Source organism: Streptomyces sp. KL116D, from assembly GCF_030766975.1.
Lineage (GTDB): Bacteria > Actinomycetota > Actinomycetes > Streptomycetales > Streptomycetaceae > Streptomyces > Streptomyces longispororuber_A.
Genome location: NZ_JASERH010000061.1, coordinates 1 through 12,656, shown reverse-complemented (window position 1 = coordinate 12,656; position 12,656 = coordinate 1). Strand labels below are relative to the sequence as shown.

The window sequence follows — 12,656 nt, the reverse complement described above, 5'->3', positions numbered from 1 at the left end:
CGCGCAAGAGGCCGTGGCTACGCCCTGCGGCGCAACTGCGCCCACAGGTGGTGCTGCAACGGCTGCCCGACGGCCGCGAGGTCGTGCGTGAAGGTGAGGGTGTCCTCGTCGGTGAGGGTGTAGCGGCGGCGGGTCGCGTCGACCTGCTTGGCGGTGGGGGTGAGCGCCACCGAGTCCGTGGCGAGGTCGATCGTGTCACCGATGGCCGTGCCGACCGCGATCTCCGCGATGCCGGTCGGCTGGGTGATCAGCGCCTCCACCCGGCCGTCGGGCTGCAGCCGCCACCAGCCGCTCTCCCGGGCCGCCGGACGCAGCGGGGCGTCGTCGGTGCCGAGCAGCCAGGCGCGGGCCTCGTAGCGCAGGAAGGGCCGTCCGTCGTGGCTGAACGTGACCTCCTGCGCGTATCTGAAGGCGTCGTCGAGCGTGGGGTACTCGCCCTGCCCCCGGCCGTGCCAGCGGCCCAGCAGGCCGAGCACCGGCCCGAGCAGCGGGTGCGGTGCGGGCGCCGCGCCCTGGTCCAGGGACTCGCCGTACGGGTACTCGGGTGCGGGGTCGAACACGGGGGAGCTCCTGGGGTGGTGGGCCTGCGGAGGGGCGGGGCAAGCCTAAGGGGGCCGGTGCCCACGGGGCCGCGTACGCTCGGGCGCGTGCCCGCCTCCCGTCTGCATCGCGTCGCCGTCCTCGTGCTCGAAGGAGCGAAACCTCTCGACGTCGGCATCCCGGCACAGGTCTTCACGACACGGGCGAGCATGCCGTACGAGGTCCGGGTCTGCGGTGCGGCGCCCGGACCGGTGACCGGGGGCGACGGGCTGTCGTACGCGGTGGCGCACGGCCTCGAAGCGCTGGAGTGGGCCGACGTCGTCTACGTGCCCGGCTACCGGCACCCCGACCGCGACGACCCGCCGCGCAGCGTCGTCGACGCGCTGACCGGCGCGCACGAGCGGGGTGCCCGGCTCGCCGCGATCTCCACGGGCGCCTTCGCGCTCGCCGCGACGGGCCTGCTCGACGGCCGGCGCGCCACGACGCACTGGCACTACACGCGGGCGCTCGCGGACCGGTACCCACGGATCGAGGTCGACGAGAACGTCCTGTTCGTCGACGAGGGCAGCGTCCTGACCTCGGCGGGCGCCGCCTCCGGCATCGACCTGTGCCTGCACGTGCTCCGCGGCGACCTCGGCGTGGCCGCGTCGAACCATGCCGCCCGGCGCCTCGTCGCCGCGCCCTACCGCAGTGGCGGCCAGGCACAGTACGTGCCGCGCAGCGTCCCCCAGCCGCTCGGCGAACGGTTCGCCGCCACCCGCGAATGGGCGCTGCGCCGGCTCGACGAACCGCTCACCCTGGAGTCGCTGGCCCGGCACGCCGCCGTGTCGCCGCGCACGTTCTCCCGGCGGTTCGTCGAGGACACCGGGTACACGCCGATGCAGTGGGTGATGCGCGCCCGCATCGACCGCGCCCGCGAACTGCTGGAGCGCTCGCAGCGGGGCGTCGAACAGATCGCCGCCGACGTCGGCCTCGGCACCGGCGCGAACCTGCGGCTCCACTTCCACCGCATCCTCGGTACGACGCCGAGCGAGTACCGGCGCACCTTCTCGCAGGGCGCGGAGAAGTAGTCGTCCGCGGGATTCCGCAGGTGCTGTCCGCAGGTGCCCGTCGGGACTGACCGGGGGCTCTCGGGGGCTGGCGGGATCCTTGCGAACCATGGCGATCACGCCGCTGTCACCGGCCGTCGCCGCGCGCGAGCCTGGAGGTGTTCCGAAGGGAGACCACTCATGACCCGCATCGCCATCAACGGTTTCGGACGCATCGGCCGCAACGTGCTGCGCGCCCTGCTCGAACGCGACACCGACCTCGAAGTCGTCGCCGTGAACGACCTCGCCGAGCCCACTGCCCTCGCCCGGCTCCTCGCCTACGACTCCACGGCGGGCCGCCTGGGCCGGCCGGTGACCGCCGAGGGCGACGAGCTCGTCGTGGACGGCCGGCGCATCAAGGTCCTCGCCGAACGCGACCCCGCCCAGCTGCCCTGGGCCGAACTCGGCGTCGACCTCGTCCTGGAGGCCACCGGTCGCTTCACCTCGGCCAAGGCGGCCCGCGCCCACCTCGACGCGGGCGCCCGCCGGGTGCTCGTCGGCGCTCCGTCGGACGGCGCGGACGTGACCCTCGCGTTCGGCGTCAACTCCGACACCTACGACCCGGCCGTCCACACGATCGTGTCGAACGCGTCGTGCACGACCAACGCGCTGGCCCCGCTGGCCGCGGTCCTCGACCGACTCGCCGGGATCGAGCACGGGTTCATGACCACCGTGCACGCCTACACGCAGGAGCAGAACCTCCAGGACGGCCCGCACCGCGACCCGCGCAGGGCCCGCGCCGCCGGCATCAACATCGTGCCGACCACGACCGGCGCCGCCAAGGCGATCGGTCTCGTGCTGCCGAACCTGGAGGGCAAGCTGTCCGGCGACTCCATCCGGGTCCCCGTCCCGGTCGGTTCGATCGTCGAGCTCAACACGACCGTCGCGCGCGACGTGACCCGAGACGACGTGCTGGCGGCGTACCGGGCCGCGGCGGACGGCCCGCTGGCGGGTGTCCTGGAGTACGCGGACGACCCGCTCGTCTCCTCGGACATCGTCGGCAACCCGGCCTCCTCGATCTTCGACTCGGCCCTGACCCGCGTCGACGGCCGGCACGTCAAGGTCGTCGCCTGGTACGACAACGAGTGGGGCTTCTCGAACCGGGTGGTCGACACGCTGGAGCTCCTGGCGGCGAGCTGACGCAGACCTTCATCGCGCCGCAACCCGTGCCGTAACTCTTCCCATCTCTGACGGTTCGTCATATAGCTATTAGCCATATGGAGGCGATGCCACACGCCCTAGGGCGCAACTCCCGGGAGGGAACGTGAAGTTCTCCGTCATCTTCGAGGCCCAGCTGGCCGACCCCACCGTCGAGCGCGAGCACCGCCTGTTCCACGACTGCGTCGAACAGGCGGTGCTCGCCGAGGAGATGGGGTTCGACCGGATCTGGGCGGTCGAGCACCACTCCTTGAAGTGGTACGCCCACATGTCCGCACCGGAGATCTTCCTGACCTGGGTCGCGGCCCGGACGTCCCGGATCCGCGTGGGCCACGGCGTGGTGTGCATGCCGTTCCACTTCAACCACCCCGCCCGGGTCGCCGAACGGGCCGCCACGCTGGACCTGTTGTCCGGCGGGCGGCTCGACCTCGGTGCCGGGCGGGGCGGCACCGTTCAGGAGACCTCCCTGTGCGGCGTCGACCGGGACCGCACGACCCAGGAGGTCGAGGAGGCGCTGCGGATCATCGGCAAGGCGTGGGAGAAGGACGAGCTGGAGCACCACGGCCCGCTCCTCGACATCGACCCGCACCCGATCCTGCCCCGCCCCGCCCAGACCCCGCACCCGCCGCTCTTCCTCGCCTGCAGCCGCACGGACACCCTGCGCCAGGCCGCCCGGCTCGGTGTCGGCGCCCTCGTCATGGGCTTCGCGGGGCCGGAGTCGATCGCCGAGATGCGGCACGCCTACGACGCGGCGCTCGCCGCCCGGACGCCGGAGCACCTCGTCTCCTCCGTCGTCAACGACCACTTCGCGGTCCTGTGCCCCACGATCGTCTCGGACGACCGGGAGGCGGCGCGCAGCATCGGGATCCGGGGCCAGCGCTTCTTCGCCCAGTCCATCGGGCACTGGTACGGCGGGGCCGGTCTTCCCGACGAGGCGGTCGTCGAGGGAGCGGACGAGGCGGCCGAGATGCGGCGGGCCGCCGAGCAGGTCGTGGCCCGGCTCAACGAGCAGCGCATCCCGGTCCGGCCGACGGCCACGGCCACGTTCAACGCGGACCACGCGTACGGGACTGCGGCCGATGCGATCGCCTACGTGGAGCGTCTTCGTGACGCCGGTGCGGATGAGGTGATGTGCCTCATCCAGATGGGCACGGTTCCGCAGGAGGCGTGCGTGGAGACGCTGCGGCAGTGGGGGGAACGGGTGATCCCGCACTTCCGTGGGGCGTAGACATCCCGTGCGCGTCTGCGGGCCCGGTGGGGGCTGGTCGCGCAGTTCCCCGCGCCCCTGGCCGTGTGCCGGGTGGCGGCCGGTTCTTCGACCGCGGGTCCCGTCGTGGTTGCTCGCGCAGTTCCCCGCGCCCCTGACCGTGCCTGTCTCGCTCCCGTCTGACCGTCCGGTGGGGCTTCTCGCGCAGTTCCCCGCGCCCCTGGAAGGCATGCGCTGCGCGCAGCCTTCCCCCGCCGGGAAGAGGCCGCCCGAAGGGCGCGCCTCTCAGGGGCGCGGGGAACTGCGCGACCAGCCCCCACCGGACCCGCAGGCCGCGACGAAAGCCCCGTCCGGCAGCCGCAGTCGTGCTTTTAGGGGCGCGGAAAACGGCGCGAGAAGCCCCACCGGCCCGCACCCGGCGACGAATCCCGACCCGGCAGACGCAGTCGTGCTTTCAGGGGCGCGGGGAACGGCGCGAGAAGTCCCACCGGCCCGCAGGTCGCGACGAAACCCGACCCGGCAGACGCAGTCGGTATTTCAGGGGCGCGGGGAACTGCGCGACCAGCCAAGACGAGACCCGCACCCGCCCGAACCGCGAAGCACCCCCACCCACCCCAGGAGCCGCCATGACCACCCCGGCCCACCCCGACCGGCTCGACCCGGAGGCGCGTCCGCTGGTGGATGCCATCGCCACCGTCTTCCCCGACGTGGGCGGCACCATCACCGACGCCGCCGAAGCCCGCCGGATCCTCGCGGCAGCGCCCACCTCCCCGCTGCCCGTACCCGCCGTAGGCCACGTGGAGGACCGACGCATACCCGGCCCGCCGGACGCGCCGGAGATACCCGTGCGGATCTACGTCCGGGACGTCCCGGACGTCCCGGAGGGCGCCGACACGGCGCGCCCCGTCGTCGTGTTCTTCCACGGCGGCGGCTGGGTGCTGTGCGGCCTCGACAGCCATGACGCCACCGCCCGCGGACTGTGCCGCGACGCCGGCGCCGTCGTGGTCTCCGTCGACTACCGCCTCGCCCCCGAGGCCCCCTTCCCGGCCGCCGTCGAGGACGCGTACGCCGCCCTGTGCTGGGTCGCCGGCCACGCGGCACAACTGGGCGCGGACGCCCGGGCGTTGACCGTGGCGGGGGACAGTGCCGGCGGGAACCTCGCCGCGGTCGTGGCGCACCTCGCCCGCGACCGGGGCGGCCCGCACATCGCCCGGCAGGTCCTCGTCTACCCCGTGACCGACGCCCGCCAGACCTCCACCTCCTTCGGCGCCAACGCCGACGGCTACTTCCTCACCGCCGCGGCCTGCGTCTGGTTCCGCGAGCAGTACCTCGGACCCGACGGCGACCCCGCCCACCCGCACGTCTCCCCGCTCCTCGCCGCCGACCTCGCCGGACTGCCGCCCGCCCACGTCGTCACCGCGGGCTGCGACCCGCTGTGCGACGAGGGCCAGGCCTACGCGAAGGCGCTCCGCGACGCGGGGACGGACGTCACCGAGAGCCGCTTCCCGCGCATGTTCCACGGCTTCTTCGGTTTCCCCGAGCTCCTCGACGACGCCCGCCGGGCACGGGCCGATGTGGCCCAGGTCATCGTTTCAACCGTTCGAGACAGGAAAAACGACGGTGACACAGGGGGTCGCGCAGGATAATTTTCGGAGTCTCCCCTTGTGGCGGAGAACCTCGCATGCATACGGTGTCCATACGCGAGGTTCTCCCGTGGAGGATGGGACATGACGGAAATTCTTGTGCAGGCGGGTGTGGAGGGGATCGTTCCTTCGGCCCAGGTGGCTGGCGACAGGGTGGTGGAGCACCCGGCGTGGCCCGTGCTCAAGGACGCCGTGGAGGAGATCAGGACCTGGCAGGAGAAGGACGGGTCCATCGACTTCGACGCCGAGGGCGCCCCCGCGATATCCACTGTTCTGCGGGCCGTGGACCGCGTGGTGTCCGCCGTGGAGCAGCTCGCTCCGCTGCTGCCGCACGACGCCGCGTACCACGAGGCGCTCGTCCGGGACCTGCGCGGCTGGGCCGACGGCGGCTTCGTCGTCCCCGACTTCCTGGACTCGCTGCTGGCCTTCCAGCCGGCCGCCCAGCGCCGTGACGGGCTGCAGCACCTGGTGCTGTTCCCGATGTACACGCAGAACGGCAACCCGGACCGCAACCTCGAAGCCGTGGTGCTGCGCATGGTGTGGCCCGACTGGCTCGCCGAGCTGGAGGCCACCCGCTACGACAACCCGCTGTTCTGCGGCATCACCTTCGAGGACTTCACCTCCGGGTACGACACGAACTCGGCGGTGCTCTTCCCCGAGACGATCGCCGTGCGCGAGGCGCCCGAGCGGTTCTCCTGGGGCGGCATCTTCTGCGACCGCGAGGCGGCCCGCTTCCGCCGCGTCACCGAGGCCGCCGTCGACATCCTCGGGCTCGAACTGCCCGAGGACATCAAGGACATGGTCGGCGACCAGGACCGGTGTCAGCAGGCGTTCGTGCTGTGGGACATGGTCCACGACCGTACGCACAGCCACGGCGACCTGCCCTTCGACCCGTTCATGATCAAGCAGCGCCAGCCGTTCTGGATGTACGGCCTGGAGGAGCTGCGCTGCGACCTCACCGCCTTCAAGGAGGCCGTGAAGCTGGAGTCCGACGGCTTCCCGCAGGGCCGCGACGTCCAGTACGCCGTGCTCTTCGACCGGATGTTCCGGTTCCCGGTCACCGGCGAGCGCGTGCGCAACTACGACGGCCTCGGCGGTCAGCTGCTCTTCGCGTACCTGCACAAGCACGACGTCGTCCGCTGGACGGACAACAAGCTGCACATCGACTGGCAGCGCGCCCCCGAGGTGACGAACCAGCTGTGCGCCGAGATCGAGACCCTGTACCGGGACGGCATCGACCGCCCGAAGCTGGTGCACTGGTTCGCCGCGTACGACCTGGTGTCGACGTACCTCGCCCCGCACCCCGGGTCCCGCTGGGCCAAGGGCCCCGACGCGCTCGACGTCTCGCAGCCGCCGCGCAAACTGGTGGACGACGTGCTTCCGGACGAGTTTCCGCTGAGCATGTTCTATGAGGCCCTTTCGAAGAAGCTGAAGAACGTGATCGCCTCGACGAAGGGCATCACCGCGGTGGACGCCGAGCGGGTGGCCGCGTGAGCAACCCCGTACAGGAGGCGACTGTCATGACCGACACCACCGAAGTCACCAGGGACTCGCTGAGCGGTGCCGTGATCGCGGTCGCGGGAGCGGCGGGCCCGGCCGGCCGCGCCACGTTGAAGCGGCTCGCGGAGGCCGGTGCCACCGTCGTCGGCGCCGACGCGGACGCCGAGCGGCTCGCCGCCGCCGTCGACGAGGCGCGCTACGCGCACGGCGGTGCCACGGTCATCGGCGACACGGTCGACCTGCTCGACCTGCAGGCCACCCGTGACTGGGCGGGCCGGGTGGAGAAGGACTTCGGCCGGGTCGACGGCGTCGTCCACCTCGTCGGCGGCTGGCGCGGCAGCGCGAGCTTCGCCGAGACCGACCTCGCCGACTGGGATCTGCTGGAGAAGCTCCTGATCCGCACCGTGCAGCACACCTCGCTCGCCTTCCAGGAGGGCCTCGGCCGCTCCGACCGCGGCCGCTACCTGCTGATCAGCGCCGCGGGCGCCAGCAAGCCGACCGCGGGCAACGCCGCGTACGCCGCGTCGAAGGCCGCCGCCGAGGCGTGGACGCTCGCCCTCGGCGACGCGTTCCGCAAGGCGGGGGGCGACGCCGGACCGCAGCAGGCGGCTGCGATCCTGGTGGTCAAGGCGCTGGTGCACGACGCGATGCGCGCGGAGCGCCCCAACGCGAAGTTCGCGGGCTTCACGGACGTCAAGGAGCTGGCCGAGGCCATCGCCGGCGTCTGGAACCGGCCCGCCGCCGAAGTGAACGGGACCCGCCTGTGGCTGACCGAGAAGCCGTGAACCCTCCCAGGACCGACGCCCGCAGGCACCACGACCCCACGATCAGGGGCTTCGCCAGCGACAACTACGCGGGCGCCCACCCCGAGGTGATGGCGGCCCTCGCCCTCGCCAACGGCGGGCACCAGGTCGCCTACGGCGAGGACGACTACACGGACCACCTCCAGCAGATCATCCGCAGCCACTTCGGCCCGACCGCCGAGGCGTTCCCGGTCTTCAACGGCACGGGTGCCAACGTCGTGGCGCTCCAGGCGGTCACCGACCGCTGGGGCGCCGTGATCTGCGCCGAGTCCGCGCACATCAACGTGGACGAGGGCGGCGCACCGGAGCGGATGGGCGGCCTCAAGCTGCTCACCGTCCCCACGCCCGACGGCAAGCTCACCCCCGAGCTCATCGACCGGCAGGCGTTCGGCTGGGACGACGAGCACCGGGCGATGCCGCAGGTCGTGTCGATCACGCAGTCCACCGAACTGGGCACGCTCTACACGCCCGACGAGATCCGTGCGATCTGCGACCACGCCCACGAGCGGAACATGGTCGTGCACCTGGACGGTTCGCGGATATCCAACGCGGCCGCGTCCCTCGACGTCCCGATGCGGACGTTCACGAACGCGGTCGGTGTCGACATCCTGTCGCTCGGCGGCACGAAGAACGGCGCGCTGTTCGGCGAGGCCGTCGTCGTCCTCAACCAGGACGCCGTGCGCCACATGAAGCACCTGCGCAAGCTGTCCATGCAGCTCGCCTCCAAGATGCGGTTCGTGTCCGTGCAGCTGGAGGCGCTGCTCGCCAAGGACCTGTGGCTGCGCAACGCCCGGCACGCCAACGAGATGGCCCAGCGCCTCGCCGAGGGCGTCCGCGCCGTCGACGGCGTGGAGATCCTCTATCCGGTGCAGGCCAACGGCGTGTTCGCCCGTCTCCCGCACGACGTGTCCGAGCGTCTGATGAAGCGGTTCCGCTTCTACTTCTGGGACGAATCGGCCGGCGACGTCCGCTGGATGTGCGCCTTCGACACCCGTGAGGAGGACGTCGACGGCTTCGTCGCCGCCCTCAAGGAAGAGATGGCGCGCTAGCCGGAAACCCCAGGATCCTGCATAGGTATGCGATCGACCGTAAAGTCATTGACGCGCGGTCGGTCGCATTCCTATGCTCGCGTGCCATGCAGCTGATCCAGAACACCCCTGATCTGTCCGCCTACTTGGCGGCCGACGACGTAATCGACCACCACCATCCGCTCGTCCGGGAGACGGCCGCGCGGCTCGCGAAGGACGCCGTCGATTCATATGCATACGCTCGGGCCGCCTATGAGTTCGTCCGCGACACCATCCCGCACTCCGCCGACAGCGGAGACCCGCGCGTCACCTGGCGGGCCTCCGGCGTCCTGGAGCAGGGCACCGGCATCTGCCACGCGAAAGCGCACGCCCTGACCGCGCTGCTGCGGGCCGAGGACATCCCGACCGCCCTCTGCTACCAGCGGCTCACCCATGACGCGGGCGCGGGCTGGTGCGTCCACGGCCTGGTCGCCGTGCGGTTCCACGGGGCGTGGCACCGGCAGGACTGCCGGGGGAACAAGCCGGGGGTCGACGCCCAGTTCTCGCTCGACGGGGAGCGGCTGGCCTGGGTGCCGGACGCCGAGTCCAATGAGGTGGACTATCCGGTACTCTTCGATGTACCGCATCCGGTGGTGCTCGACGTCCTGCGCAGCGCGCCGGACCGTCCGTACCTCTGGGAGAACCTCCCCGACTCGCTGCCCCTGTGACTCGCCGAGCGACTCCCCGAGTGACCCCAGTGACCCCTCCGACAAGGCAGAACATGGCTCTCCGGCTCACCGTCTCCGACGACGTCCACGCACTCGCGCCCGATTTCCACCACATCGCCATCGAGGCGTACGACCTCGTCAACACGCCCAGCACGGACGCCACGTCGGCCCTGCTCGACGACGCGGCGCGCCGGCTGGCCGAGCGTCTGGACGGGCGTGCGCCGCACGAGGACCCGCACATGGCGGCCTGGCGCGCGACGTACACCGCGTTCGGCGCCAAGCCGAACCGGACCAGGAACTCCGCGGAGGCGCTGGCGAAGCGGGCGCTGAGCGAGGCGGGACTGCCCCGCATCAACACGCTCGTCGACGTCTACAACGCGATCAGCGTCGCCCATCTGATCCCGGTCGGCGGCGAGGACCTCGACCGCATCGTGGGCGGCATGACGCTCGTCCGGGCCACCGGAACCGAGGACTTCGTGACCATCGCCTCCGGCGAGCGGGTCGTGGACCACCCGGAGGCGGGCGAGGTCGTCTGGTGCGACGACGAGGGCGTCACCTGCCGCCGCTGGAACTGGCGACAGGGCCCGCGCACCTGCCTCGACGACACGTCCGTGAACGCCCTGTTCCTCCTGGAGGGCATGGGCGAGCACGCCGGCCTGGAGGCGGCGGGCGCCGAACTGGCCGAACTCCTGGAGAAGTTCAGCCCGGGCGCCCGCATCACCGTCCACCCGGCGCAGTGATTCAGCCGGCCTCGGCGGCCTTGACCTCTTCGGGGGTCGGGGCCGTGCCGCCCAGGTGCGCCGGCATCCACCACGTGTCGTCCGGACCCTTGGGACGCACGGGGTAGGCGCGCTGAGCGGCCTCCAGGAGTTCCTGCACGCGGCCGCGCAGCCGGCGGGTGATGGCCCCGGCGTACTGGTCGGACGTCGCCTCCATGGCCTCGCCCACCCGGATCGTGATCGGGATGTGCTGCCGCTTGAAGTTGCGCGGACGGCCCTTCGTCCACACCCGCTGCGTGCCCCACAGCGCCATCGGGATCAGCGGCACTCCGGCCTCCTGGGCCAGTCGCACGGCGCCCGTCTTGAAGCTCTTCAGCGTGAAGGACTCCGAGATCGTCGCCTCGGGGAAGACCCCGACGATCTCGCCCGAGCGCAGGGACTGGAGGGCGTGCTGGTACGCGTGCTCACCCTGCGCGCGGTCCACCGGAATGTGCTTCATGCTGCGCATCAGCGGCCCGGAGATCTTGTGCCGGAACACCGACTCCTTCGCCATGAAACGGACGAGACGCTTCTGCGGCAGGGCGGCGAGGCCGTCGAAGATGAAGTCCAGGTAGCTGATGTGGTTGCTGACCAGGACGGCACCGCCCGAGCGCGGAATGTTCTCCGAGCCCTTGCAGTCGATCTTCAGGTCGAGCGCCTTGAACATCGTTTTCGCGGCGCCGATGACCGGACGGTAGACGAGCTCTGCCATGGAGGGGGTGGACCCTTCTTAGTGCCGTGGGGAAACTCTCCCGGAGGCTTTCCGGAGGAGCGGGCTCCCGGCGGTAAGTTACGCAGCCGTAGGTTTTCCGGCTTGCGCAGATCGTGCCCCAAGAACGGCCGGGTGACCAGTCCTGGTTCCGGCCGTGCGCGAGATCCTTGTCACGTCATCGGGAATCAGCGCGCGCGTTCGAGTGCTGCATCGAATGCGGCCTACGAAGGAGGAGTCAGGTGACCGTGGGTGAAGTGGCGCTCGACGCGGAGCAGTTGGGCGAGGAGCTGGGGGAGCGGGCGACGCTCGTCCAGTTCTCCAGCGCCTTCTGCGCGCCCTGCCGGGCCACCCGGCGGGTTCTCGACGAGGTCGCCGCCATGGTCCCCGGTGTGTCGCATGTCGAGATCGACGCCGAGGCGAGGCTCGATCTCGTCCGTGAGGTGGGCGTCCTCAAGACCCCGACCGTCCTCGTCCTCGATGCCCACGGCCGCGAGGTGCGCAGGGCCGCCGGGCAGCCCCGGAAGATCGATGTGATCGCCGCGCTCGGCGAAGCGGTCTGACGCCGTGCCCCGGGGGACGGGCCCAGCGGGTCTGGTGACGCATCTCCCACATGACGGAACGCACTTGACTGCACGCGCCACGTATCGTCAGTCTGACCGTATGCCCTCGGAACTCCTTCTCTACCAGCGAGTCCATGTGGATCTCGCGCGCTGTTCGAGCGCCCGCTGTCCCGTCTCCTGACGCAGCCACGGATCCCGCTCGAACCCTCCTGCAGAAGGACAACTCCATGACGGCCACGCCCGATCTGCGCACCGCCCTGCCCGCCACCCCCGACCTGCTCCGCTCGGTCTTCCGGCAGCACGCGGCCGGCGTCGCGGTGATCACCGCCGCCGGTGCCGCCCCCGTGGGCTTCACCGCCACCTCCCTCACCTCGGTCTCCGCCGAGCCCCCCGTCATCTCGTTCGGCATCGGCCTGGGCGCCTCCAGCTGGCCCACCGTCGCCGAGGCCGACCACGTCGGCGTGCACATACTCGGCGAGCACCAGGCCGAACTCGCGGGCACCTTCGCCCGCAGCGGCGCCGACCGGTTCGGCGCGTCGACCGACTGGTTCGAGGGCCCCCAGGGCGTCCCGGTCCTCGACGGCGTGCTGGCGTGGCTCGTCTGCCGGGTCATCGCCCGGGTGCCCGCGGGGGACCACCGGATCGTGCTCGCGGAGGCGGTCTGCGGGGATCCGGCGGGAGCGGGGCGTCCGCTGCTCTACCACCAGGGGCGCTTCAACGCTCTGCGCGACTGAGAGTTCCTGTGCGGGGCGGTTACGGAGCGTTGGCAAGGTCACAGTTCAAAGCGCTTGCTTAGTGGGCATGAACTGGATGTACTGACGAGTAACGTTTCGTTCGGAGCGCGGGCCGCCCCGACCGGAAGAGTCCGCTTCAGGCGCCTATGCTGCCTGCAGAAGACGTGGTCAGTTGCAGCAGCTGGGCCGCCCAGTAAAAGACGATTGCAGTAGGAGAG

Annotated in this window: 13 protein-coding genes; 11 read left to right on the top strand and 2 right to left on the bottom strand. The window is 71.3% G+C overall.

Annotated elements, in window-relative coordinates; genetic code table 11:
• Positions 1–17: 17 nt before the first annotated feature.
• On the bottom strand, positions 18–560 hold the full coding sequence (locus RBJ77_RS25155; protein ID WP_372347121.1) for an FABP family protein: 543 nt from the start codon (positions 558–560) through the stop codon (positions 18–20).
• 87 nt (positions 561–647) lie between these two features.
• Here RBJ77_RS25155 and RBJ77_RS25150 point away from each other — a divergent pair, with 87 nt between their 5' ends.
• The 9 genes from RBJ77_RS25150 to RBJ77_RS25110 all read left to right on the top strand — a co-directional run bounded on the left by RBJ77_RS25150 (position 648) and on the right by RBJ77_RS25110 (position 10,414).
• On the top strand, positions 648–1,610 hold the full coding sequence (locus RBJ77_RS25150; protein WP_372347120.1) for a GlxA family transcriptional regulator: 963 nt from the start codon (positions 648–650) through the stop codon (positions 1,608–1,610).
• Between the two features lie 159 nt (positions 1,611–1,769).
• Positions 1,770–2,768, top strand: a complete 999-nt coding sequence (gene gap / locus RBJ77_RS25145; RefSeq protein ID WP_372347119.1) for a type I glyceraldehyde-3-phosphate dehydrogenase — start codon at positions 1,770–1,772, stop codon at positions 2,766–2,768.
• Positions 2,769–2,892: 124 nt separating this feature from the next.
• Positions 2,893–4,014 carry an LLM class flavin-dependent oxidoreductase gene (locus tag RBJ77_RS25140; RefSeq protein WP_372347118.1) on the top strand — a complete coding sequence of 374 codons (1,122 nt, stop codon included), beginning with the start codon at positions 2,893–2,895 and terminating at the stop codon, positions 4,012–4,014.
• A gap of 605 nt (positions 4,015–4,619) precedes the next feature.
• Positions 4,620–5,639: an alpha/beta hydrolase gene (locus RBJ77_RS25135; RefSeq protein ID WP_372347117.1), complete on the top strand. Its 1,020-nt coding sequence runs from the start codon at positions 4,620–4,622 to the stop codon at positions 5,637–5,639.
• Between the two features lie 81 nt (positions 5,640–5,720).
• A complete protein-coding gene (locus RBJ77_RS25130) occupies positions 5,721–7,130 on the top strand; it encodes a DUF6421 family protein (protein ID WP_372347116.1) in 1,410 nt (469 codons plus the stop codon).
• Positions 7,131–7,156: 26 nt separating this feature from the next.
• Positions 7,157–7,921 carry an SDR family NAD(P)-dependent oxidoreductase gene (locus RBJ77_RS25125; protein WP_372347115.1) on the top strand — a complete coding sequence of 255 codons (765 nt, stop codon included), beginning with the start codon at positions 7,157–7,159 and terminating at the stop codon, positions 7,919–7,921.
• A complete protein-coding gene (locus RBJ77_RS25120; RefSeq protein WP_372347114.1) occupies positions 7,918–8,988 on the top strand; it encodes a low specificity L-threonine aldolase in 1,071 nt (356 codons plus the stop codon). Before RBJ77_RS25125 ends, RBJ77_RS25120 begins: the two co-directional genes overlap by 4 nt.
• Before the next feature lie 86 nt (positions 8,989–9,074).
• Positions 9,075–9,674 carry a transglutaminase family protein gene (locus tag RBJ77_RS25115; protein ID WP_372347113.1) on the top strand — a complete coding sequence of 200 codons (600 nt, stop codon included), beginning with the start codon at positions 9,075–9,077 and terminating at the stop codon, positions 9,672–9,674.
• A gap of 53 nt (positions 9,675–9,727) precedes the next feature.
• Entirely contained in the window at positions 9,728–10,414 is a 687-nt protein-coding gene (locus tag RBJ77_RS25110; protein WP_372347112.1) for a B3/4 domain-containing protein, read from the top strand.
• Between the two features lies 1 nt (position 10,415).
• On the opposite strand, the gene RBJ77_RS25105 is transcribed toward RBJ77_RS25110, so the two are convergent.
• Positions 10,416–11,144, bottom strand: coding sequence for a lysophospholipid acyltransferase family protein (locus tag RBJ77_RS25105; protein WP_372347111.1), 729 nt, complete (start codon positions 11,142–11,144; stop codon positions 10,416–10,418).
• Between the two features lie 239 nt (positions 11,145–11,383).
• Here RBJ77_RS25105 and RBJ77_RS25100 point away from each other — a divergent pair, with 239 nt between their 5' ends.
• Both RBJ77_RS25100 and RBJ77_RS25095 read left to right on the top strand, forming a co-directional pair.
• Positions 11,384–11,704, top strand: coding sequence for a TlpA family protein disulfide reductase (locus RBJ77_RS25100; protein WP_372347110.1), 321 nt, complete (start codon positions 11,384–11,386; stop codon positions 11,702–11,704).
• Positions 11,705–11,931: 227 nt separating this feature from the next.
• Positions 11,932–12,438 carry a flavin reductase family protein gene (locus RBJ77_RS25095; RefSeq protein ID WP_372347109.1) on the top strand — a complete coding sequence of 169 codons (507 nt, stop codon included), beginning with the start codon at positions 11,932–11,934 and terminating at the stop codon, positions 12,436–12,438.
• The last annotated feature ends 218 nt before the right edge of the window (positions 12,439–12,656 follow it).